The organism is Nonomuraea sp. CX421 (assembly GCF_059358955.1).
The window spans coordinates 109,411-131,823 of sequence record NZ_JCADBK010000009.1 but is presented as its reverse complement, the minus strand read 5'-3'; the positions used below and the strand labels follow the sequence as shown (position 1 = coordinate 131,823).

Sequence of the window (22,413 nt, the reverse complement as noted above, 5' to 3'; positions counted from 1 at the left end):
AAGAACCCGCCTTCGCCGGAAAGAAGCGCTCAGCGGAACGAGGGGGCGTCAGTGGAAGAAGTGGCGTGTCCCGGTGAAGTAGAGCGTGATGCCCGCTTTCTCCGCCGCGTCGATGACCTCCTGGTCACGTACGGACCCTCCCGGCTCCACGATGGCCTTGACCCCGGCCTCGATCAGCACCTGCGGGCCGTCGGCGAACGGGAAGAACGCGTCGGACGCCGCCACCGAGCCCTCGGCGCGCTCACCGGCGCGGGTGACCGCCAGCCGGCACGAGTCGACCCGGTTGACCTGCCCCATCCCGACGCCCACGGTCGCCCCGTCCGCCGCCAGCAGGATGGCGTTGGACTTGACCGAGCGGCAGGCCCGCCAGGCGAAGGCCAGGTCGGCCAGCGTCTCGGGCGAGGCCGCCGGGCCCGCCTTGAGCTCCCACCGCTCGGGCGCGTCGCCCGGCGCGTCGACCCGGTCGGTCTGCTGCACCAGCAGCCCGCCGTCGATCCGGCGGAACTCCGCCGGGTTCGCGGGGCCCTGCGGGCAGACGAGGAGCCGGAGGTTCTTCTTGCGGGTCAGCACGTCCAGCGCCTCAGGTTCGTACGACGGAGCCACCACGACCTCGGTGAACACCTCGGCGATCTGCCCGGCCAGCTCCGCCGTCACCGCGCCGTTGACCGCGATCACGCCGCCGTAGGCCGACACCGGGTCGCAGGCGTGGGCCTTGCGGTGCGCCTCGGCCACGTCGGCGCCCACCGCGATGCCGCAGGGGTTCTGGTGCTTGATGATCGCCACGCAGGGCCCGGTGAGGTCCCACGCCGCGCGCCAGGCCGCGTCGGCGTCGAGGTAGTTGTTGTAGGACATCTCCTTGCCGTGCAACTGCTCGGCATTGGCCAGCCCGCCCGTGCCGGCGCTGTAGAGCGCGGCGCCCTGGTGCGGGTTCTCGCCGTAGCGCAGCGTGGACGAAAGCTGCCAGGTGGCCCCCATGAACCCCGGCCAGTCGCCCTCGGACGCGTAGACGCCGCCGAACCAGGACGCGACCGCCACGTCGTAGGCGGCGGTCTGGGCGTAGGCGAGGCCCGCCAGCCGCTTGCGCTCGGCCAGGGTGAACCCGCCGTCGCGCAGCGCGGCCAGCACGTCGCCATAGTGGCCGGGATCGACGACGACCGCGCAGGCGTTGTGGTTCTTGGCCGCGCCGCGGATCATCGCGGGCCCGCCGATGTCGATCTGCTCGACGCACTCCGCGTCGGACGCCCCCGAGGCCACCGTCTCCTGGAACGGGTAGAGGTTGACCACCACCAGCTGGAACGGGTCGATCTCCAGCTCCTCGAGCTGGGTCACGTGACTCGGCTTGGACAGGTCGGCCAGCAGGCCCGCGTGCACGCGCGGGTGCAGCGTCTTGACCCGGCCGTCGAGGCACTCGGGGAACCCGGTCAGCTGCTCGACCTTGGTCACCGGGACACCGTAGGACGCGATCGCGGCGGCGGTGCCGCCCGTCGACACGATCTCCACGTCGGCCTCGTCGAGCGCCCTGGCCAGCTCTTCGAGACCTGACTTGTCGTACACCGCGATCAACGCGCGCCTGATGGCGATGCGAGTCACGTGGATCCCCCTCCTGGTTGGTTGCCGATGCGGACGGTGCGTCCGCTGACCGTCCAGCCCTCGCGGGCCATCCGGCCGACGATCTCGACGAGCAGACGCCGCTCGACGGTCTTGATGCGCTCGTGCAGAACCGCCTCGTCGTCGTCGGCCAGCACCCTCACGACCTCCTGGGCGACGATCGGCCCGCTGTCGACGCCGGCGTCGGCCAGCATCACCGTGCACCCCGTCACCTTGACCCCGTGGGCGAGCGCGTCACGCACGCCATGGGCCCCGGGAAAGGACGGCAGCAACGCCGGGTGGGTGTTGAGCACGGGGAAGGCGTCGAGCGTCGGCGCGCCGAGGATCTTCATGAACCCCGCCGACACCACCAGATCGGGCTCGTACGACGCGATCCTGGCCGCGATGGCCCGATCCCAGTCGGCACGCGTCGGATGATCGCCCAGTTTCTCGACGAAAGTCGGCACACCCGCTCGCGCGGCCCTGGCGAGACCTTCGATCCCCTCCCGGTCGGCGCCCACGGCGACCACGCGGGCACCATAGGACGGGTCGGCGGAAGCGTCCAGCAGGGCCTGTAGGTTGGTTCCAGAGCCGGAGACGAGGACGACGAGCCGCCCAGCCTTTGACACGCGACACTCCAAGGGAAAACCGGGGTGGGGCTGCAAGCGTATCGGCTTCTCGCCCGGTCACGCAGAGGAGGTCAGGTGTCGACACCGGTGCAGGCACCGGCGGGTCAGCAGCCCGCGGATGCAGCGAGCCGCCGCGCGATCTGGTTGTCCATCGCCGCGCTGGCGATGACGTTCATGTTGCCGCTCGCCGGTCTGGTGATGGCGTTGTTCGCGATCATCGCGGGCGCGCGGGCCGTCCCGCTGCTGAAGGGCGCGGGCAAGCCGGCGGGCGTCGCCGTCGGCAGCATCGTGGTGTCCTCGATCGCTCTCACACTCTCCGCGCTGGCCACCGCGACGCAGCTCTACCTGATGGACGAATACTCGGCCTACCAGGAGTGCATGAAGAGCGCGGGCACGGTCTCCTCGCAGGGCGACTGCTTCACCCAGTTCAGGGACGCGGCCCAGAAGAAGCTGCCGCCCGACGTGCTCGACGTCCTGGGCTCCGTGCAGCCCTGACCTGCCAGGCCCCCTGCCATGCACCCTGTCAGTCGCGGTCCCAGGCGTAGGGGTCGAGGTAGATGACGTGACCGCCGCGGTCGTCTGACTCGTCCACGATGTCCTTGCGCGGCTGGCCGGCGACCGGCCGGGCCGCCGCGGGACGCGGGCGCGCCTGTGAGAGCGTCTCGGCCTCGGCGGAGGCGTGCTCGTCCTGCCAGTCGTCGCGGATGACCGGGATGGGCTGGGTGTCGGCCTCGGTGGCGTCCATCCAGTGGCCCGGCAGCGGGCGGGCGTCGGCCTCGGCCAGCCCCACCTTGCTCGCCACCCTGGCGATCGCGGCTCCAGCCTTGCGCACGGGCACCGCGGCCTTGTCGAGCGGGGCCCGGGCCCGCCGGTTGAGCAGCAGCAGGTTGGTCACACCGGCCGAGATGCCCGCCGCGACGCCCACCTCCAGCGTGATGGACAGGGCCACCTCCCACGGCGATGGGCCGACGGCCGACATCCGGCCGCCGCCGATGGGGCCGCCGGACAGCGCGGCGAGCCCGCCCGCCACGAGCCCGCTGGAGACTCCGGTGAGGAAGCCCCACAACGGCGCCGCCTCGTACGACGGCGACGGCGAGATCCGGGCGACCACGATGCCGGCCACCATCCCGGCCGCGAACGGCACCGCGACGACCGCCATCATCCAGCCGGGCACGGTGCCGCTGTCGGGAAGCGCGCCCAGCAACGGCAGGGTCGGCACGGCGCCCAGATGCACCCCCGTGGGCGCGACCAGCGTGCCCGTGCCGATCGCGAACCCGGGCCCGGCGATGTAGGAGAACGCCCAGATGACGACGTTGAGCAGGTAGAGCAGCTGGAGCAGCAGGAGCAGCAGCCCGCCGACGAGCCCGGGCGACAGCACGCCGGACAGCTCGCGCACCTGCCCGAAGTTGAGCGCCACGGCGACCAGCACCAGGACGAGCCCGGCGGCGAGCATCACCGCGGTGGCGACGGCGGTGCCGACGGTCAGCGCGCGCACCCGCTCGGGCAGCAGCCGCAGCATCGCCCGCCACGGCCCGATCGTGCGCGCGGTGGCCAGCACGCCCGCCAGGAAGGCCAGCGCGAAGTGGCTGAACAGCGCCTCGCCGATGAACGGCTGGGTGATCTCGTTGCGGGCGACGAGCGCGATCAGACCGGCCAGCAGCGCGTAGGGGGCGGCCAGCGAGACCCCCGCCTGGATCACCAGCACGAACTGCGCCCGGCGGCGGGCACTGGCCTGCTCGCGCGGGCTGTTCTTGGGCAGCCGCGCGGGCAGCCGCAGACGCAGGTCGGCGTCACGCGCCATCCATCGCGCGGCGCGGTAGAGCAGCAGCGCGGGCAGCAGCATCAGGCCGAGCGGCAGCAGCCCGATCCGGCCGCCGGGGATCGCGAATCCGGCGTGGTGCGCGGCCAGCCACAGCTGCGCGGCGGTGCGGAACACCCCGGGCAGCCCCGCGCCCAGCGCCCCGCTGGGCGCGGCGATCCAGCCCACCAGCGTGAGCGTGGTGAGGATGGCCAGCCCGACGCCCAGCGTGCAGGCCGCGGCGAGCATCCCGGAGACGGGCAGCGGCCGCCGCGACTCGTCGTCGTCGGGCGAGACCCCGGGGAGCCTGCCGAGGACGGAACGGGGGGTCGTCCGCAGCTGGTCCAGAATCGCCGTCACAGTAGGCGATTTTCTCAATCTTTTCCGACCATCGCTTGGTTGACGCGCCGCACCGGACCGGGTTTGTGTCCGTCTGACGCTGTGGCGTCCAGGAAAGTGCCGAAGGCCCCGCGACCTGAGCGGTGCGGGGCCTTCGGGAAGGCAGGTCAGCGGGCCTGCATGATCTCGCGCATCAGACGGGCGGTCTCGGAGGGGGTCTTGCCGACGCGTACGCCGACCTTCTCCAGGGCCTCCTTCTTGGCCTGGGCCGTGCCGGCCGAGCCCGAGACGATGGCGCCGGCGTGGCCCATCGTCTTGCCCTCGGGCGCGGTGAAGCCCGCCACGTAGGCGACCACCGGCTTGGTGACGTGCTGCTCGATGTAGGCGGCGGCCCGCTCCTCGGCGTCGCCGCCGATCTCACCGATCATCACGATCGCGTCGGTGCCGGGGTCGTCCTGGAACGCCTGCAGGGCGTCGATGTGGGTGGTGCCGATCACCGGGTCGCCGCCGATGCCCACGGCGGTCGAGAAGCCGTAGTCGCGCAGCTCGTACATGAGCTGGTAGGTCAGCGTGCCCGACTTGGAGACGAGGCCGATGCGGCCCGCGGTGGTGATGTCGGCCGGGATGATGCCCGCGTTGGACGCGCCGGGAGAGGCGATGCCGGGGCAGTTGGGGCCGATGATGCGGGTCTTGTTGCCCTTGGCCACCGCGTAGGCCCAGAACTCGGTGGAGTCGTGGACCGGGACGCCCTCGGTGATGACCACGCAGAGCGGGATCTCCGCGTCGATGGCCTCCTTGACGGCGTCCTTGGTGAAGGCCGGGGGCACGAAGGCGACCGACACGTCGGCGCCGGTCTGCTCCATGGCCTCCTTGACCGTGCCGAACACCGGCAGGCCCTCGTGCGTGGTGCCCGCCTTGCGGGCGTTGACCCCGCCGACGACGCGGGCGCCGGAGGCGAGCATGCGGCGGGTGTGCTTGGTGCCCTCGCCGCCGGTCATGCCCTGAACGATGATCTTGCTGTTCTCGGTCAGCCAGATAGCCATGTGTCACGCACCTACCGAAGCGAGCTCGGCGACCCGCTTGGCGGCGTCGTCCATCGTGTCTACCAGCTCGACCCGCGGGAGTGCGGCGTCGGCCAGGATCTGTCGCCCGAGCTGGGCGTTGTTGCCGTCGAGGCGCACCACCAGCGGGTGGGTCACGGCCTCGCCGCGGCTCTCGAGGAGCTTGAAGGCCGCCACGATGCCGTTGGCCACGGCGTCGCAGGAGGTGATGCCGCCGAAGACGTTCACGAAGATCGACTTGACCGACGGGTCGGACAGGATGATCTCCAGGCCGGCTGCCATGACCTCGGCCGACGCTCCGCCGCCGATGTCGAGGAAGTTGGCCGGCGCGGGCTTGCCGGGGAAGGCCTCGCCCGCGTAGGCGACCACGTCGAGCGTGGACATGACCAGGCCCGCGCCGTTGCCGATGATGCCCACGTCGCCGTCGAGCTTGACGTAGTTGAGGTCCTTGGCCTTGGCCGCGGCCTCCAGAGGGTCCTCGGCCGACTTGTCGGCGTAGGACTCGTGGTCGGGCTGGCGGAAGACCGCGTTGTCGTCGAGCGTGACCTTGCCGTCGAGGGCCTTCACCTGGCCGTCGGCCGACAGGATCATCGGGTTGACCTCGACCAGCGTGGCGTCCTCGTCGACGAAGCAGCACCAGAGCTTCTCGATCAGCTCGGCGGCGCCGTCGAGCGCCTGCTCGGGCAGCCCGCCGGCCACCGCGATCTCGCGCGCCCGCTCGCGGTCGATGCCGGTCAGCGCCGAGACCGGCACCTTGGCGACCTTCTCGGGGGCGCTGTGCGCGACCTCCTCGATGTCCATGCCGCCGGCGGCGGAACAGATCGCGAGGAAGGTACGGTTCGCGCGGTCGAGCAGGAAGGAGAAGTAATACTCCTCCGCGATCGCGCTGGCCTCCTCCACGAGCACCTTGTGGACCGTGTGGCCCTTGATGTCCATGCCGAGGATGGCCTTGGCCTTCTCGACCGCGTCCTGGGCGTCGTCGGCCACTTTGACGCCGCCGGCCTTGCCTCGGCCGCCGGTCTTGACCTGGGCCTTGACGACGACGCGGCCGGTCAGTTGCTCGGCCGCCGCCCGTGCTTCGTCCACAGTGTGGGCGACGATGCCGCGTGGCACCGGGATGCCGTAGTCAGCGAAGAGCTCCTTCGCCTGATGTTCGAACAGGTCCACGAGGGTCCGTCCTTGCTTGTCCGACTGATGTTCGACGGCCCGGGGCACCCCGTGCGTGCCGGGCGATTCCGCCAGTGAAGCCTAGCCCCAAGCTTGACCTGCCCAGGTCATCGGGTCTCGGTTATCCCGTGATGTGACGGTGATCTTACTTCGCCACCATAGCGGGCTACATCTGGAGAAAGGCGGCACCTCATGAGGCGATGGATCGCCGGAGCGCTGGCCGTTTCCGCCCTGACCGTGGGCGCCCCCGCGTACGCGCAGGTCAAGCCGACGGATCCGGCCGGAGCGCTGAGCAAGCAGTTCGTCGCCGGGCAGGGTGTGCGGCTCACCGAGAAGACCCGCACCTGGATCGGGCGCGACGAGTACATCGGGTCCGTCCGGCAGGGCGTGATCGGGTTCGGCGCCAAGGGCGTGGCGGCCGTGGAGAACACCCGCACCCCGGTGCTCACCGCCAAGCTCCGCAAGGAGTTGAAGGAGTCCGCCGCGAAGAACGAGGACGTGGCCGACTCGCTCGACCTCCTGACCGAACGGCTCTACCTGATCAGCAAGGGCAAGCGGCTCTACCTCAACGGAGGGCTGCTCTCGGACCTGCTGCCCGACGGCAAGTCCTGGATCGGCATGCCGGGCCACCCCTACTCCGCCGCGTACGGCGACCAACTGATCAACGTGTTCGAGCCGGCGACGCTCAGGCACCTGCTGGCCACGGCCGGCGGCCGGCGGGGCGACCAGTACCGCGGCTCGACGACGTTCGCGCAGCTGTACAAGATCTCCCCTTCGTTCCGCGAGCAGGGCGGCCGGGCCCCCGAGGGCGCGGCGGCCAGGACCGTCGTGTCGTGGCGGATCACGCTCGACGCGCGGAAGCTGGTCAAGCGGGTGGCGGTCTCGTGGACGATGCCCGTCACCAAGAAGATCTCGATGAGGGGAGAGACCGAGACCCGCTACAGCGACTGGGGCACTCCGGTGAACATCACCGCTCCCCCGGCGGACCAGGTGGCCGACATCAAGGAAGTGAACGACAGATCGTTCGCGCCTCCGTCGCCGATCGACCGCGACTACGTCAGCGTGCCGCCCGGCGACGACGGAAACACCGAGTAATCCAATTCCGGTCGCTTATCGTCATGACACAGGGCCCGACGGTGACCGTCGGGCCCTTCTGCACAAAAAATCCACACGATTCCTTCGCGATATTCCACGCTTTGAGATATCGCCGTGATCTTGAGTTGACAGAATTCCCCGGCGCCTAATTGTGAATCGAAGGGGATCCATATGAAGCGAATCATCACCGGCCTGGCCCTGGCGTCGGCCGCGGCACTCGTCACGGCCGCGCCCGCCCAGGCGGCTCCGAAGAATCCGGTCGCCGCCGTCAAGAAGCAGTTCGTGGCCGGCCACGGAGTGAAGTTCGTCGACCGCGCCACCATTTCCAGTGGCGGCGTCCGCGACATCGTCGCCCGCCGGACGGGGACGTACGAGTTCGGCAAGTCGGGTGTGAAGTCCTCCGACATCACCGGCAAGTTCGCCTTCAAGGCGAGCGACTTCGGCGACGAGGCCGACTCGGACTTCGTCAAGGCACTCACCACGCCCGAGCGCGCGATCAAGGTGGGCAAGTCGACCTACCTGTCCGGCGGGCTGTGGAGCACCCTGGTGCCCGACGGCTCGACGTGGCTCAAGGTGCCCGGCACCACGATCGGCGGCGTGACCGACGTCTACGGCCAGCCGCTGAACATCACCGAGCTCGCCACGCTCAAGACCCTACTCAAGGGGGCCAAGCCCGCGGCGGGCGGCTACGCCGGCAAGATCACCGTGCGTGACCTGCGCGAGGTCTCCACGTCCTTCCGCGCCGCGCAGTGGCTCAACAAGCCGAAGGCCAAGACGCTGAAGAGCGTCATCTCCTGGCGGATCACCCTGGACGCCAGGGGGCTGCCCACGCGGCTGGTCTCCACCTTCCCGGGGACCGCCCTGGCGTCCGACGCGCCCAAGGGCCTGATCCTCAGCGTCGACACCCGCTTCACCGGCTGGGGCAGCAAGGTCTCGATCAAGGCGCCGAACACCGACGAGGTGACGACCAACCTTGAGGACGGCCAGAAGATCCCGGACAGCCTGACCCTCCCGCTGGGCTCCATCGCGCACTAGTCGGTCGATCAGGTTTTCTGCGCTGGTCGGGATGGTCAGCGGTCGTAGGCGATCAACGATCGCCTACGGTCTGCCGATCATCCCGTTCAGCCAGATGGCGGTCTCGAAGGCCAGTGGTCGTTGGAGGAGACGGGTCCACAGGCCGGGGTCCACTCTCGTGCTGGACGGCCAGCGGAGCGAGGGCGGCATCGATGGCGTCGGCCAGGCGACGGGGATCCGCTTCGGCGCGGGCGACGACATGGAGTCCCTGCATGAGGGTGAGCAGCAAGCGCGCGTGAGCCGCGCAGTCGATGTCAGGGCCGACCTCGCCGGACCGCTGCGCGGCGTCGAGGGCCGACTCCAGGCCGGTTTCCAGTGCGGCGAAGCCGCCGCGGACCAGACGGCCCGCCACGTGGTCCTCCGGTAGCAGCTCGGCCGCGGTGTTGCCGAGCATGCATCCACGGCCGGGTGTGGCCTGCGCGGCCTCGAGGACACTCAGAAGCAGCTCGCGGACACGCGGCAGGACGGGCCCCTCGGCGGCGATCTCGGTCGCCTGCTCCCGGGCGGCGTCTGCGTAACGCTCAAGCGCCCGCAGGAAGAGCGCATGTTTGTCGCCGTAAGCGGCGTACAGGCTGCCCGGCAGCACGCCGAGCTCGTGCTTGAGGTCGCGCAGCGACGTTGCCGCGAAGCCGCGTCGCCAGAAGATCTCCAGCGCTCCCTGAACGACCTGGTCTTCGTCGAAGGAGCGCGGCCGGCCGGTTCGTGGCATGACCGCATCGTACAACTTTTTGACATCTCGTTCAAGAAGTGTACTGTCCGGGGCATGACTTTTTGGTCATCCGACCAAAAAGTCGTCGGCCACTTCGAGGAGATCCCTGTGAGACGCCTGTTCCTGCACATCAACGTGTCGCTCGACGGCTACATCACCACCCCGGCTGGTGACATCGACTGGCGATTCGCCGACGAGGAGTTCGAGCGCCACATCAACACCCTGCTGGAGTCCATTGACGGGATGGTCTTCGGCCGCACGGCCTTCGAGCAACTGGCCGCGTACTGGCCTACGGCCGGGAACGAAGTCTCCGCCACGCAGCGACGTCGGATGCACGAACTGCCGAAGTACGTCCTGTCCCGCACCGCGCAACACGCGGAGTGGCACAACTCCCACCTGCTCGGCGACGATCCGGCCGCCGCCCTCGGCGACCTCAAGCGCCAGGGCGGACGCGACCTCGCGCTCTTCGCCGGCGGTCAGGCCGCCACCTCCGCCATCCGTCTCGGCGTTCTGGACCAGCTACGGCTCATGGTCAATCCCGTCCTGCTCGGCGGCGGGACGCGACTGTTCGACGGTACGTATCCGACGGCGGATCTCCGGCTCACCGACACGCGCCGGTTCGCCTCTGGTGCACTGCTCCTCACCTACGACCTCACAGCTCCCCAAACGCCAACCCGGTGATCTCCAAGCCGGAGACAAGGCACGACCCGCCTGAAGGCCGGCTCACGATCCTCCAGTCGGCACGAGTGGCCCGGAGCGCGAACTCCGCCGCACCTGCCCTCCCGGGTGCGCCAGGCAGACGCCCGCCGAAACGGAGTGACACTTTCCGCCCTCCGCATCCGTCCCTTATGGAGCAAGCGTGGGGCGGATGCGATCGGGGACGGACCATGGCTGAGGCGGTAGCCGAAGAGAGCGCGCTGGTCGCCGCAGCTCTTTCGGGCGACGAGAGCGCGTTCACCGGGCTGGTCGAGCGGCACCGGCGGGAAGTGCGGGTGCACTGTTACCGGATGCTCGGCTCCTTCGAGGAGTCCGAAGATCTGGCGCAGGAGACGTTCCTGCGGGCGTGGCGCGGACGCCAGACCTTCCAGGGCCGTTCCAGCTTCCGCACCTGGCTCTATCGGATCGCGACGAACGCGTGCCTCGACTTCCTCGACCGCAATCCCCGCCGTCCGCGCCCATCTGAGGCAGGACAGGAGCAGGGGCCGCACCCGGGCTCGTCGCCCGCCGAGATCCGATGGCTGCAGCCGTACCCTGACCGATGGCTGGAGCCGGTCGCGCCCGAAGGCGCGGAGCCGGACGCGGCCGTGGTGGGCAAGGAGACCATCGAGCTGGCGTTCCTCGCCGCCATCCAGCATCTGCCTCCCAGGCAGCGAGCCGTGCTGATCATTCGAGACGTCCTCGGCTGGTCCGCCAAGGAGACCGCCGCGCAGCTCGACGCCAGCGTCGACTCGGTCAAGAGCGCTCTGCAACGGGCGCGATCGACGCTGAAGACCCACCTTCCGGAACGGCGGCTCGACTGGGCGCCGTCAACGACTCCGACCGCGCGAGAGCACGCATTGCTGCGGCGTTTCATGGACGCCCACGAGAGAACCGACGCCGCCGCCCTCGCGAAGTTGCTGAGCGACGACGTACGCATGACCATGCCTCCGCTTCCGTACCGGATCGCTGGTCGTGACGCGGTCGAGGCCTTCGCCGCACATGCCTTCGGGCCCGGGTCACCGCTGCACCGAGCGCGCTGGCGGAGTGTGCTCACCCGGGCGAACCGGCAGCCGGCGGTGGCGGGATACGTCCGGCTGCCCGGAGACTCCGGCTACCGGGCCCAAGTGCTCAACGTGCTGGAAATCACGGACGGGCGGATCACCGAGATCACCGTCTTCGAGCCGCACCTGCTGGCCGCGTTCGGACTGCCGCTGGTGCTGCCCTCGGACGGCGACCCCTTTCAGCGGCCTCACCCGTCTCAACGGGGGATGACCACGAACGAGCGCGGTCGACCATACTGAGGAGCGCACACGATGACGATCGACCATCGCGAAGCTGTGATGACGCTGCCGCAAGGCGACGTCCGGCTGCTGGACAGCGATGTGGCGCGGCGCCTGCTCGACTCGACCGAACTGGCACGGCTGGCGTACGTGGCGGCGGACGGCACACCGCGCGTGTTCCCGATGTTGTTCCACTGGACGGGCGACGACGTCGTCATGTCCACATTCGCGGGAGCGCGCAAGATCGCCGCTCTGCGGGCCAAGCCCGACGTCGCCATCACCATCGACGCCGCCTCGACGCCGCCTGAGGTGCTCCTCATCCGAGGGCGGGCGTCGGTCACCGATGTCGAGGGAATCGTGCCGGAGTACGCCCTGGCCCAGCACCGGTACGCCGGCGCGGAGCAGGGCGCGGCCAATGTGGCGGCCGTGGACCACCCGGGGATGAGGATGGCCCGCATCGCCGTCCGCCCCACCTGGGTCGGAGTGCTGGACTTTCAGACCCGCCTGCCCGGAGGCGCCGGCGTGGAGGATTTCGAGCGCCGGGGCCGATCGTGACTCGGCGCGTGACCTGAGCCGATCTCCAGTGCCCGCCGACTTGGTGTGAACGGTTACTCGCGCGGTAAATCGACGCCGAAAAGCTGAAAATCATCCGCCGGCATCCGTCGCGCGGCAGGTGCCGGCACATCCTAAAACTCTCGGCCACGTTCGCGGGTAATAGCGCCCCCTATTCGGGGACCACGATCAGCGCCGCGCGATGAATGCCCGCCACGAAATAGCGGTGTACGGCGAACGTCTTGTCCACAAGTATCCCGCAGTTTATGTCGCCGTCGCGGACCTCCGCCTGCCCCGCGAATTCAGGCCGCCCGGTCAGCGGGTCGCCGAGGATCACCGAGGATCACCGAGGCATCGAGACGTCCCGACGCGACCGCGCTCCCGGAGGATCCCGCCCACCCGAGATCGGCACTCTCACAGCCGCCGGGGGCGGAGATACGCCCAAAAGCGAACCTGTTATTCGATTGTTACTCATTCCGGTCGTCGTAACGGGTGTTTCGTTTGTCTACCTATGTGACGCATCTTGCGAAGCACATAGCTCTGGAGTACAACCCGTGAAACCCCTCCCCCGCATGCTGGCCATGGTCGCCCTGCTCTCGATGGCGGCCTGCACGGCGGAAGGCACGCCCGCGCCCGCCCCGCAAGCCGAACCGGCTCGCGCCGTGAGCACCCCGGCGACGAGGACCGCGGAGGCCCAGGCCGCCGGAACGGCCCAGAAGGCCAGCCAGAAGAAGATCAAAATTGGGATCGCCGACATCACCCCGATGGGCGAGAAGACGGAGAAGGTGGGCGTCGGCTTCCCGATCATCGTCACGTTCGACCGTGACCTCAGAACCGTCAAGGACAAGGTGGCGGTCGAGGCCGTGCTGCAGGTCGAGGCCGACAAACCGGTCGACGGGGCCTGGCGCTGGGTCTCCCCGCGCCAGGTCATCTACCGGACCAAGACCTACTGGAAGCCGCACCAGAAGGTGCTCTTCACGGCCCGCCTGAGCGAGCTCCCGGGCAACGAGCGCGCCAAGGACGTCAGCCGGAGGTTCGCCGTCGGCACCGCCAACATCTCGCTGGTCGACACCCGCAGGCACGTGATGAAGGTCTACCGCGACGGCAAGCTGGCCAAGAAGATCCCGATCAGCGCCGGCAAGGGCGGCATGATGCGCAACGGGGTCGACGTCTATCTGACGACCAGCGGTGTGCACCTCACGATGGGCAAGAAGGCCGTGGAGACCATGACGTCCTCCTGGCTGGGCGTCACCGACCCCAAGGACCCGCGCTACTACAAGGAGGAGATCCCGTGGGCCGTACGCATCTCCGCCAGCGGCGAGTACGTCCACCAGAGCGCCGGCTACTACCACTTCCTCGGCCGCTCCAACCAGAGCCACGGCTGCGTGCGCGCCACCCCCGAAGGGGCCAAGTGGTTCTACACGATCGCCCAGCGCGGTGACGTGGTCAAGATCACCGGCACCAAGCGCAAGCTCGACTGGCGCAACGGCTGGAGCTACTGGCAGCTGAACTGGACCCAGTGGAAGAAGGGCAGCGCGCTGGCGACCACCGCGCGCTGACGGACCGAACGGGCTGACGCTCCGACGCTCCGGCCGGGGAGCCCGACCGCCTCCGGCCAGAGCGTCAGAGGGCCAGAGCGTCAGAGCGTCAGAGCGTCAGAGCTTCTCCAGCGGGGCGTACGCGAGCAGCAACGTCTTCTCGCCGCCGGTGCCGAAATCGATCTTGACCTTGGTCTTCTCGGCCATCCCGTCGACGGACACCACGGTCCCAAGGCCGAACGCATCGTGGGAGACCCGGTCGCCCGGCGACAGCGCCGGGATCTCGCGCGAGCCCTTCTTGGCCGCCGCCCTGGGCGCGGGCTCGCGCCGGGTGGCCGCGCTCCACGCGGACTTCTCCGGGTCGGTACGCCAGTCGATCAGCTTGCCCGGCACCTCGCTCACGAACCGCGAGGCCGGATTGAACGACGGCGAACCCCACGAGCTCCGCACCGCGGCCCTGGTCAGGTAGAGGCGCTTCTGGGCCCTGGTGATGCCGACGTAGGCCAGCCGGCGCTCCTCCTCCAGCTCCTTGGGCTCACCGAGCGAGCGGACGTGGGGGAAGACGCCGTCCTCCATGGCCGTCAGGAAGACGACCGGGAACTCCAGGCCCTTGGCGGTGTGCAGGGTCATCAGCGTGACCACTCCCTGGCCGCCGTCGGCGTCGGGGATCTGGTCGGCGTCGGCCACCAGCGACACCTGCTCCAGGAACTCGACCAGCGTGCCCTCGGGATTGGCCTCCTCGAACTCCGAGGCCACCGAGATGAGCTCGTTGAGGTTTTCCAGCCGCGACTCGTCCTGCGGGTCCTCGGACGCCTCCAGCTCGGCGCGGTAGCCGGTGGCGACCAGCACCTCCTCGGCCAGCGCCGACGGGGGCATGCCCGAGCCCTTGGCGATCAGCTCCTCGACCAGCGCGACGAACTCCCTGATCGCGTTGAGCGAACGGGTCGCCATGCCCGGCGCCTCGTCGGCCCTGCGCAGGGCCTCCCAGAACGGGATGCGCTCGCGGCTCGCGAACGCCTCGACCATCGCCTCGGCCCGGTCGCCGATGCCGCGCTTGGGCACGTTGAGGATGCGCCGGAGCGACACCACGTCGAGGGGGTTGGCCAGCATCCGCAGGTAGGCCAGCAGGTCCTTGACCTCCTTGCGCTCGTAGAAGCGCACGCCCCCGACCACCTTGTAGGGCAGGCCAGTGCGGATGAAGATCTCCTCGAACACCCGGGAGGCCGCGTTGGTGCGGTAGAAGACGGCCACGTCGCCCGCCTTGACGCCCTCCTCGTCGCTCAGCCGGTCGACCTCCTGCGCGACGAACATGGCCTCGTCGTGCTCGTTGTCGGCGACGTATCCGACGATCTTGGGGCCGTCGCCCTGGTCGGACCAGAGGTTCTTCGGCTTGCGCGACTCGTTGCGGGAGATGACCGCGTTGGCGGCGGCCAGGATGTTCTGGGTGGAGCGGTAATTCTGCTCCAGCAGGATCGTGCGCGCGTCGGGGTAGTCGCGCTCGAACTCCAGGATGTTGCGGATCGTCGCGCCCCGGAAGGCGTAGATCGACTGGTCGGCGTCGCCGACCACGCACAGCTCGGACTGGTCGGCGCCCGACCGGACCAGCTCGCCGTCGGAGGTGCGCAGCTCGGGACGGCCCACCAGCTCCCTGATCAGGATGTACTGGGCGTGGTTGGTGTCTTGGTACTCGTCGACCATGACGTGCCGGAACCGCATCCGGTAGTGCTCGGCCACCTCGGGGAACAGCTGGAACAACGTCACCGTGTTCATGATGATGTCGTCGAAGTCCATCGCGCCGGCCTCGGTGAGCTTGAGCTGGTAGCTCTTGTACGCCTCGGCCAGGGTGCGCTCCAGATGGGACCCCGCCCTGTCCATCGCGGTCTCGTAGTCGATCAGCTCGTTCTTGAAGTTGCTGACCTGGGCGGAGAACGACCTCGGCGGATAGCGCTTGGGATCGAGGTCCATCTCCCGGCAGACCATCGCCATGAGCCGCTGCGAGTCGGCCTGGTCGTAGATGGAGAAACTGGAGGGGAAGCCGAGCCGCTTGGCCTCGCGGCGCAGGATGCGCATGCAGGCGCTGTGGAAGGTCATCACCCACATGACCTTGGAGCGCGGGCCGACCAGCTTGTCGATGCGCTCCTTCATCTCCCGGGCGGCCTTGTTGGTGAAGGTGATCGCGAGGATCTCGCCCGGGTGCACCTCGCGCTCGGCCAGCAGGTAGGCGATGCGGTGGGTGAGCACCCGCGTCTTTCCCGAGCCTGCCCCCGCCACGATCAGCAGCGGACTGCCGTGGTGGATCACGGCCTCGCGCTGCTGTGGGTTGAGGCCGTCGAGCAAGGGGTGGTCTACAGAGACATGGGTGGGCACCCACCTAGGTTAAGTCGCCCCACCGACAATCGGCGCCCGGAATGCCCACCCCGGGAACCGGGTTGACTCCGGCAGGAGCTTGGAAGGGGAGAGCATGCTGGCCGAAGGCGAGATCCACCGCGTACTGGTCGTCGCCGCGCATCCCGATGACGTCGATTTCGGGGCGGCGGGGACGATCGCGCTGTTCGGCGACAGAGGGGTCGAGGTGACCTACCTCCTGGTCACGGACGGCGACGCGGGCGGCAACGAGCGCACTCTGGACAACTCAGGCATGGCCCAGCTGCGCAGGACCGAGCAGACGGCCGCCGCCAAGGTCGTGGGGGTCACGGACCTGCGCTTCCTCGGCTACCCCGACGGCACCGTGGTGCCCTCACTGGAGCTGCGCCGCGACATCTCCCGGGTCATCCGCCAGGTTCGGCCCGACCTGGTGATCACCCACCACCCCGACCGCAACTACCAGTTCATCGGCCCCAGCCATCCCGACCACCGAGCGGTCGGCGGCTCCGCGCTCGACGCGGTCTACCCGGACGCCCGCAACCCCTACGCCTTCCCCGAACTGCTCCGCGACGAGGGTCTGGAGGCGTGGAAGGCGCGCGAGGTCTGGCTCATGGGCGGTTCGACGCCCAACCACTGGGTGGACATCACCACGTCCATCGACCGCAAGATCGCGGCGCTGCGGTCGCACGTCAGCCAGGTGTCGCACATCGAGGGCTTCGCCGACTTCGTCAGGACCCGCTCCGCCGCCTGGGCCGAACAGGGCGGTCTCGGCGAGGGCCGCTACGCGGAGGGCTTCCAGGTCGTACCGACCGCCTGATCCTCGCGTCCAGGAGCACGAGCCGGCGCGCGGCGGGGCACCTCCCGCCGCGCGCCTATCGCCTACGGCACGGAGCCGGGTGGCACCACCCAGAGCGACGCCTGCCCGGTGACCTTGGAGATGAGGTCGAAGTCACGGTCGTAGTGCAGAAGCGTCGCCCCGTGCACCTCGGCACAGGCCGCGATCAGCAGGTCGCGGGGACCCACACACCCGTGCCGTGACTTGCGGACGAGCAGGTCCTGCACATCGAGCGCCCGCGCCTGCACGTCGGCATCGATGGCGAGGTGGCGGAAATCCTCGCGGAGATGCCAGGCGTCGCGCTCGTAACCGGCGAGGTCACGGGCGCTGACGAGGACCTCGAGCTGCGTGACCGTGCAGACGGCATCCTGTCCAGCAGCAGCGGCTCCAGCACCCACCCGACGACGGGGTTGGGCATGCGCGCCAGAGCGCTCCTGTCGATCAGGTAGACCACACCCGCGGTCACCACGCGTGCTTGAGGATCTCCGGATCCAGGAGCTGGGTGTTGTCCCGAGTGGTCCAGTACTCGAACGCCTCCCGTCTCTTCGCCCTGCCGGCCACCTCCGCCAAGGCGGCGCGGACCGTCTCCTTCATGTTCTTCGTCCCAAGCTCCGCCTGGGCGGCTTCCAAGAGCTCCGTGTCGATGTCGATGACCGTACGCGTGACTCCTCCACCCCGTGAAACGGGGCGGCTTCTCGCTACGCCGCGCGGGCGTCGCGGAGGACCAGCCCGGCCCTCTTGATGTTGCTCGCCCCGGCCACGTCCGCGTTGGCAGTGTGTCCGCATGCGACACAGACGAAGTCGGCTTGGGTTTTGCGGTTCTCCGCCGACACGTGCCCGCACTCAGGTACGGGGCAGGTGCGGGAGGTGTTGCGGGGGTTCACCGCGATCACGTCTCGACCGGCGCTTTCAGCCTTGTGTGTGAGGATCGCGAGGAACAACCCCCAACCCGCGTCCAGAATGCTCTTGTTCAGCCCGGCCTTCGCGCTCGCCCCGTTCGGCAGGAACGCGCCCGCGTGGCTGGGGTCCGGTTTCGGCGCGGGGGCCTTGACCATGTTCGCGACCTTCAGGTCCTCGATCACGATGACGTCGGCGCTGCGAACCAGCGCGAGGGCGGTCTTGTGCGCGTGATCGGTCCGCTGGCGGGCGATCTTCCGGTGTACGGACCCGATCCGCCGTGCCGCCTTGCGGCGGCCTGCCGATCCGCGTCGGGTCCGCGTGTACGCCTGCTGCGCACGGATCAGCCGTTCTTCGGCCGTGCGCCGATACCGGGGGTTGGGGATGTGCCCACCCGCGTCGGTGACGGCGTCGATCGGCTCGCTGAGCGTGGCGAAGTGCGCCACCCCGACGTCCACGCCGACCTCGCGGCCGGTCGCGGGCAGCGCAGCGGCGGGGACGTCGTCACACGAGCAGATCACATACCAGCGCGACCCCTCGCGTTTGATCTCGACCTGTTTGACCCGCCCGGCGATCGGCCGGTGCTGGTGCACCCGCACGTGCCCGGCCCCCTGAACGCGGACGTAGGTCGCGCTCGGGTGGTGCGGCTGGGAGTCCCACCGCGCGCCGTCACCTTCGACCAGTGTGACGGTGTCGAACCAGCCGCGTCCTTTGAACCGCGGGTAGCCAGGTGTCTGGCCGTTCTTGACCCGGCGGAAGAACGCCTGGAACGCCTTGTCCAACCGGCGCAGGGTCTGCTGCTGGCTGGTGAACGACCAGCGGCCCTGCCCCCCGGGGTCGCAATTGCGGATCTCTTTGAGCTGCGCGGACTGGTCCCCGTACCGGATACTTACGCCGGAGCGCCGCCAGGCTTCCCTGCGCTCCTCCAACGCGGCGTTGTACAACGCCCGATGATCGCCCAGCATCGCCGTCAACGCGATCTGCTGATGCCGGGTCGGGCGCAACAGGAACTTGAACGACCTACGCACCCCGGCCCCCGCTCATGGGAACGCGCTCGTACTGGGTCTCGATGTACTGCTGGACCGTCGCCGCGCTGACCGCGCCCACGGACGCGACGAAGTACGACCGCGACCACAGCGTTGGCAACTGCGACCGCAGATGCGCGAGCTCCGCGCGCAGGTGATGTGAGGTGAACCCCTTGAACTGGTTCGCCACGTACGACGGGGAGTCCTTCGGCCGGGGTTTGACGAACAGGTGCACGTGGTCCGGCATGACCTCCAGGGCGATGATCTCCCACCCGTGCCTTCCCGCTCGGCATTCCCCCGCTCCCCGAAGAGAGCGGTCCCCTGCCTTCGATTCGATGGGACACCACCTCCGTACCTCCGGGCGCATATCACTGATAGCGATCTTGATATACGCACTCACCGCGTCCGGTCGATCACGGAAAGGCGTGAGGGAGACCTTAGAGCACCGGAGCCGGGCGCCTCAGGCCTTTTCGCGCAGCCCACGGCTCCGGTGGAGGATCTTCATCCCCCGGGAGACGTCCTTCATCCGCGCTTCGCGGCGAGGCGGGCGAAGAGGTAGCCCAGCGAGTTGGTGGACACGTGCAGCATCGACGGCGCGAGCAGCCCGGCACGCCGGCGGAGCTCGCAGAAGAGCACCCCCGCCGCGCCCGTCGACACCACGCTGCCCGCCACCACCCGGGCGGTGTCGAGACGCCCCGGCGACTCCCCGGCCGTGAGGGCGCCCAGCGCGGGGTTGGCCCGGGCCATGTCGATCGCGGGCAGGATGTGCCAGAGCCCGAACAGCGCCGATGACACCGCCGTCGCGGCGCCGGCCCCGTGTGTACGGCGAAGCAGGCCGTACAGGACGCCCCGGAAACCGACCTCCTCCAGCAGGACCGTGCCCACCGGCACCTGGAGCAGGGCCTCCTCCAGGGCGCGCGACCGGGACAGGGAGAGCGCGCGGTCGTCGTGGAAGAGGGGACGGGTGCGCGCCGTCGCCACCCCGGCCGTGTAGACGCCGACCACCCCCAGGGCGAGGGCGCCACCGGTGAGGGCGCCGCGCCGAGGACGCTCGAACCCGAGCTCCCGCCAGGACAGCCCCGAGCCGCGCGCCATGGCCACCAGCGCGGCCGTGGCGGCGGCGGACGTGAGCGGGGCGAGCCTCGGCGCGACCCTGTTGTTCAGGAGGTTGGCGACGGCGAGCACGGCGATCGAGGGAAGCAGCACCCTCGCAGGCTACGTCGCGGCCGGGCTGCGCCAGCCCGCGGGGAAGCGGGTGCGGCGCCGCTCCTGCGGGGTGAGGCCGCCCCAGATGCCCTCGGACTCGCCCGCCCTCAGTGCGTAGGACCGGCACTCGTCGACGACCGCGCAGGTCGCGCAGACCGCTTTGGCCCGCTGCTCCTGCGCGGGAGAGGGGGCGAGCGGGAAGAAGAGCTCAGGATCGCTGGATCTGCAAGCGCCCCCGCGCAGCCAGCCGGTCTCCTCCAAAGGCATGCGCCAACGCTACGACGAGGTCATGATCAGTCGCATCATCCTCTGGGTTGACCCTCGGCTACATCCCAGGTGGTCATCCTGGGTGGTCATCGCGGATGGTCATCGCGGCGCGGCGGGACTCTCAGCAGGACTCGACGCCCTCGTTGTAACCGACGGCGAACGACCGCTGGCGCTGCTTGGCCGTGCCGTGGGCGGAGGGGTTCAGCCAGTCGTCGGTGGGATCGCCGGCGGCCTCCAGGCTCAGCAGCAGCTCACGGCCGTCGCCCTCCTCGACGTTCAGCGCCCCGGAGTTGATCAGCGACGCCAGGGTGGCGCCTCCGTAGCAGTCGGCCTGCAGCTCGGCCTGGATGTTGTGCCGGAAGTCGGCGCGCAGCTGGGCCTGCACGGCATGCCCGAGCTCGTGCGGGATGATCACATAGACGGAGCCGTCCCCCATCTCCTTCCAGAGTCCTTCCATCCACTCGTGGTCGTAGGCGATGAAGTGGCCCTGCCGACAGTAGAACGCGTTCTTGGGCGCGGCCCGGTGACCTGAGCAGCTCGGCCCGGAGTCACCCGAATAGGCGATGAAGTCGTTGATGGGCTGGTAGGTCCAGCCGAACTTGGCGAACTGCTTCGTCCAGAACGCCTCGGTCAGCTCCCTGGCGTCCCGCATGTCGTCCGCGAACGAGTCGACCTTGGGGGGAGGCTCCGCCGGCACGGGCGCGGGCATGGGAGGCAAGGAGCCACACCCCGACGACACGAGTGCCAGGGGCCCCAGCGCTACCAGGAGAGCAGTCAAGACGCGTGTCACAGACTCACACTTCCCAGGTGTGAACCGGTTCATTCTCATGCATACGCCCGATGTACTCCAATGTCATCACGCGGAGCGCCTCATGCCGGTCTCCGCCGATCGCCCGAACCTTGTCCACCTGCCAGGTCGCACCGGTACGCCCGGTCAGGCAGCGCCCCTCGATGACACCGAGCAGCCGGTCGGCGACGGCCCCGTCCACATCCCACAGGGCGAGCCCCTCGCGGGCCATCGGCAGCAGCCGGCGCAGGACCAGCTCGGCGGCGGACACCTCACCCACTCCAGGCCAGTAAAGGCGGGAGTCAATGCCGTACCGGGCGGCGGCGGCCAGGTTCTCCTCGGCGGCGGCGAACGACATCTGGCTCCAGATCGGCCGCTCGGCGTACGGCAGCACGCGCATCAGTCCGTAATAGAAGGCGGCGTTGGCCGCGATGTCGACCACGGTCGGCCCGGCGGGCAGCACCCGGTTCTCCACGCGCAGGTGCGGGGCGCCGTCGGCCACCGCGTACACCGGCCGGTTCCAGCGGTAGATCGTGCCGTTGTGCAGGGTCAGCTCGGGCAGTTGGGGGATGCGGCCCTGGTCGAGGACGTCCCTGGGATCCTCGTCCTCGCAGAGCGGCAACAGCGCGGGGAAGTAGCGGACGTTCTCCTCGAACAGGTCGAAGACACTGGTGATCCAGCGCTCGCCGAACCAGACGCGGGGCCGCACCCCCTGGGCCTTGAGCTCGTCCGGACGGGTGTCGGTGGCCTGCTCGAACAGCGCGATCCTGGTCTCGCGGTGCAACTCCTTGCCGAACAGGTAGGGGGAGTTGGCCGCGATCGCCACCTGCGGCCCGGCGATGGCCTGGGCGGCGTTCCAGTGGGCGGCGAACGTCTCGGGGCTGACCTGGAGGTGCAGCTGGACGCTGGTGCAGGCGGCCTCGGGAGCGAGGCTGTCGGCGTGCGTGTCGAGCCGCTCGACGCCCTCGATCGCGAGGTGCAGGTCCTCGCCCCGGGCGGCGAAGATCTGCTCGTTGAGCAGCCGGTAGCGCGGGTTGGACGACAGCGTCCCCTCGCCGATGTCCTCCTCGCGCAGCGTGGGCAGGATGCCGATCAGGACGAGGTGGCCGCCCTCGGAGCGGGCCCGGATCTCGGCGTGGTTGAGCCGGGCGCGGACGTCGTTCTCCAGTTGGAGCGCGCCGTCACCGCGCAGGTCCTGGGGCTGGACGTTGATCTCGACGTTGAACTGGCCGAGTTCGGTCGCCCAGTCGGGCCGCGCGATCGCGGCGAGCACCTCGGCGTTGCGCATGTTGGCCTCGCCGGCCGCGTCCACGATGTTGAGCTCGATCTCCAGCCCGGCGAGCGGGCGGTCGAGCTCGAAGCGGGACTCGCGGAGCATGCGTGCGAAGACGTCGAGACATCGCCGCACCTTCTCCCGGTAGGCGCGTCGGTCGTCCCGGCTGAAGACGACGGCTGGTACGTCCCTCCCCATATCTTGAAATGTCGCACGTCAGCCGCGCCGAAA

Annotated in this window: 24 protein-coding genes; 8 read left to right on the top strand and 16 right to left on the bottom strand. The window is 69.5% G+C overall.

The window, feature by feature from the left end; translation table 11 throughout:
• Positions 1–48: 48 nt before the first annotated feature.
• Both purH and purN read right to left on the bottom strand, forming a co-directional pair.
• Positions 49–1,590 (bottom strand): bifunctional phosphoribosylaminoimidazolecarboxamide formyltransferase/IMP cyclohydrolase, encoded by a 1,542-nt coding sequence (gene purH / locus AC5L3X_RS18755; RefSeq protein WP_494858381.1) that lies wholly within the window; start codon positions 1,588–1,590, stop codon positions 49–51.
• On the bottom strand, positions 1,587–2,216 hold the full coding sequence (purN, locus tag AC5L3X_RS18750; RefSeq protein ID WP_494858380.1) for a phosphoribosylglycinamide formyltransferase: 630 nt from the start codon (positions 2,214–2,216) through the stop codon (positions 1,587–1,589). The genes purH and purN overlap by 4 nt, the downstream gene beginning before the upstream one ends.
• A 75-nt stretch (positions 2,217–2,291) precedes the next feature.
• On the opposite strand from purN, the gene AC5L3X_RS18745 reads away from it, so the two are divergent.
• The gene (locus tag AC5L3X_RS18745) at positions 2,292–2,711 is read left to right on the top strand and encodes a hypothetical protein (protein ID WP_225263630.1); all 420 of its coding nucleotides are present in this window, start codon (positions 2,292–2,294) and stop codon (positions 2,709–2,711) included.
• 28 nt (positions 2,712–2,739) lie between these two features.
• Here AC5L3X_RS18745 and AC5L3X_RS18740 read toward each other — a convergent pair whose 3' ends face one another.
• The 3 genes from AC5L3X_RS18740 to sucC all read right to left on the bottom strand — a co-directional run bounded on the left by AC5L3X_RS18740 (position 2,740) and on the right by sucC (position 6,581).
• Entirely contained in the window at positions 2,740–4,374 is a 1,635-nt protein-coding gene (locus tag AC5L3X_RS18740) for a cell division protein PerM (protein WP_494858378.1), read from the bottom strand.
• A 146-nt stretch (positions 4,375–4,520) separates the two neighbouring features.
• Complete coding sequence (gene sucD, locus AC5L3X_RS18735) at positions 4,521–5,396, bottom strand: succinate--CoA ligase subunit alpha (protein WP_494858377.1); 876 nt, start codon at positions 5,394–5,396, stop codon at positions 4,521–4,523.
• 3 nt (positions 5,397–5,399) lie between these two features.
• Complete coding sequence (gene sucC, locus AC5L3X_RS18730; protein WP_494858376.1) at positions 5,400–6,581, bottom strand: ADP-forming succinate--CoA ligase subunit beta; 1,182 nt, start codon at positions 6,579–6,581, stop codon at positions 5,400–5,402.
• Positions 6,582–6,773: 192 nt separating this feature from the next.
• Here sucC and AC5L3X_RS18725 point away from each other — a divergent pair, with 192 nt between their 5' ends.
• A complete protein-coding gene (locus tag AC5L3X_RS18725) occupies positions 6,774–7,676 on the top strand; it encodes a hypothetical protein (protein ID WP_494858375.1) in 903 nt (300 codons plus the stop codon).
• 171 nt (positions 7,677–7,847) lie between these two features.
• Positions 7,848–8,711 carry a hypothetical protein gene (locus AC5L3X_RS18720; protein ID WP_494858373.1) on the top strand — a complete coding sequence of 288 codons (864 nt, stop codon included), beginning with the start codon at positions 7,848–7,850 and terminating at the stop codon, positions 8,709–8,711.
• Between the two features lie 52 nt (positions 8,712–8,763).
• Here AC5L3X_RS18720 and AC5L3X_RS18715 read toward each other — a convergent pair whose 3' ends face one another.
• Complete coding sequence (locus AC5L3X_RS18715) at positions 8,764–9,459, bottom strand: TetR/AcrR family transcriptional regulator (protein ID WP_494858371.1); 696 nt, start codon at positions 9,457–9,459, stop codon at positions 8,764–8,766.
• Between the two features lie 108 nt (positions 9,460–9,567).
• On the opposite strand from AC5L3X_RS18715, the gene AC5L3X_RS18710 reads away from it, so the two are divergent.
• From AC5L3X_RS18710 to AC5L3X_RS18700, 3 genes are all read left to right on the top strand, one after another.
• Entirely contained in the window at positions 9,568–10,140 is a 573-nt protein-coding gene (locus AC5L3X_RS18710) for a dihydrofolate reductase family protein (protein WP_494858369.1), read from the top strand.
• A 206-nt stretch (positions 10,141–10,346) separates the two neighbouring features.
• Entirely contained in the window at positions 10,347–11,459 is a 1,113-nt protein-coding gene (locus AC5L3X_RS18705; protein WP_494858367.1) for a sigma-70 family RNA polymerase sigma factor, read from the top strand.
• A 12-nt stretch (positions 11,460–11,471) separates the two neighbouring features.
• Positions 11,472–11,993, top strand: coding sequence for a pyridoxamine 5'-phosphate oxidase family protein (locus AC5L3X_RS18700; RefSeq protein WP_494858365.1), 522 nt, complete (start codon positions 11,472–11,474; stop codon positions 11,991–11,993).
• 169 nt (positions 11,994–12,162) lie between these two features.
• Here the strand turns inward: AC5L3X_RS18700 and AC5L3X_RS18695 are convergent, their stop codons facing one another.
• Positions 12,163–12,327, bottom strand: coding sequence for a hypothetical protein (locus AC5L3X_RS18695; protein WP_494858364.1), 165 nt, complete (start codon positions 12,325–12,327; stop codon positions 12,163–12,165).
• A 217-nt stretch (positions 12,328–12,544) separates the two neighbouring features.
• Between AC5L3X_RS18695 and AC5L3X_RS18690 the strand changes: the two genes are divergently transcribed.
• Positions 12,545–13,549, top strand: a complete 1,005-nt coding sequence (locus AC5L3X_RS18690; RefSeq protein ID WP_494858363.1) for a L,D-transpeptidase — start codon at positions 12,545–12,547, stop codon at positions 13,547–13,549.
• 96 nt (positions 13,550–13,645) lie between these two features.
• On the opposite strand, the gene pcrA is transcribed toward AC5L3X_RS18690, so the two are convergent.
• Positions 13,646–15,895, bottom strand: coding sequence for a DNA helicase PcrA (gene pcrA / locus AC5L3X_RS18685; RefSeq protein ID WP_494858361.1), 2,250 nt, complete (start codon positions 15,893–15,895; stop codon positions 13,646–13,648).
• Between the two features lie 94 nt (positions 15,896–15,989).
• On the opposite strand from pcrA, the gene AC5L3X_RS18680 reads away from it, so the two are divergent.
• Positions 15,990–16,709, top strand: a complete 720-nt coding sequence (locus AC5L3X_RS18680; protein ID WP_494858359.1) for a PIG-L deacetylase family protein — start codon at positions 15,990–15,992, stop codon at positions 16,707–16,709.
• A 62-nt stretch (positions 16,710–16,771) separates the two neighbouring features.
• On the opposite strand, the gene AC5L3X_RS18675 is transcribed toward AC5L3X_RS18680, so the two are convergent.
• The 8 genes from AC5L3X_RS18675 to AC5L3X_RS18640 form a co-directional block, all read right to left on the bottom strand.
• Positions 16,772–17,125, bottom strand: a complete 354-nt coding sequence (locus tag AC5L3X_RS18675; protein WP_494858357.1) for a PIN domain-containing protein — start codon at positions 17,123–17,125, stop codon at positions 16,772–16,774.
• A gap of 64 nt (positions 17,126–17,189) precedes the next feature.
• Entirely contained in the window at positions 17,190–17,513 is a 324-nt protein-coding gene (locus AC5L3X_RS18670) for a type II toxin-antitoxin system VapB family antitoxin (RefSeq protein ID WP_494858355.1), read from the bottom strand.
• On the bottom strand, positions 17,426–18,652 hold the full coding sequence (locus AC5L3X_RS18665) for an RNA-guided endonuclease InsQ/TnpB family protein (protein ID WP_494858354.1): 1,227 nt from the start codon (positions 18,650–18,652) through the stop codon (positions 17,426–17,428). Before AC5L3X_RS18665 ends, AC5L3X_RS18670 begins: the two co-directional genes overlap by 88 nt.
• On the bottom strand, positions 18,645–19,016 hold the full coding sequence (tnpA, locus tag AC5L3X_RS18660; protein ID WP_494858352.1) for an IS200/IS605 family transposase: 372 nt from the start codon (positions 19,014–19,016) through the stop codon (positions 18,645–18,647). Before tnpA ends, AC5L3X_RS18665 begins: the two co-directional genes overlap by 8 nt.
• Positions 19,017–19,171: 155 nt before the next feature.
• Complete coding sequence (locus tag AC5L3X_RS18655) at positions 19,172–19,855, bottom strand: CPBP family intramembrane glutamic endopeptidase (protein ID WP_189126264.1); 684 nt, start codon at positions 19,853–19,855, stop codon at positions 19,172–19,174.
• A 9-nt stretch (positions 19,856–19,864) separates the two neighbouring features.
• Entirely contained in the window at positions 19,865–20,122 is a 258-nt protein-coding gene (locus AC5L3X_RS18650) for a WhiB family transcriptional regulator (protein WP_189126265.1), read from the bottom strand.
• 121 nt (positions 20,123–20,243) lie between these two features.
• A complete protein-coding gene (locus AC5L3X_RS18645; RefSeq protein ID WP_189126266.1) occupies positions 20,244–20,831 on the bottom strand; it encodes a neutral zinc metallopeptidase in 588 nt (195 codons plus the stop codon).
• A gap of 85 nt (positions 20,832–20,916) precedes the next feature.
• Complete coding sequence (locus tag AC5L3X_RS18640; RefSeq protein WP_494858349.1) at positions 20,917–22,380, bottom strand: glutamate-cysteine ligase family protein; 1,464 nt, start codon at positions 22,378–22,380, stop codon at positions 20,917–20,919.
• Positions 22,381–22,413: the final 33 nt, after the last annotated feature.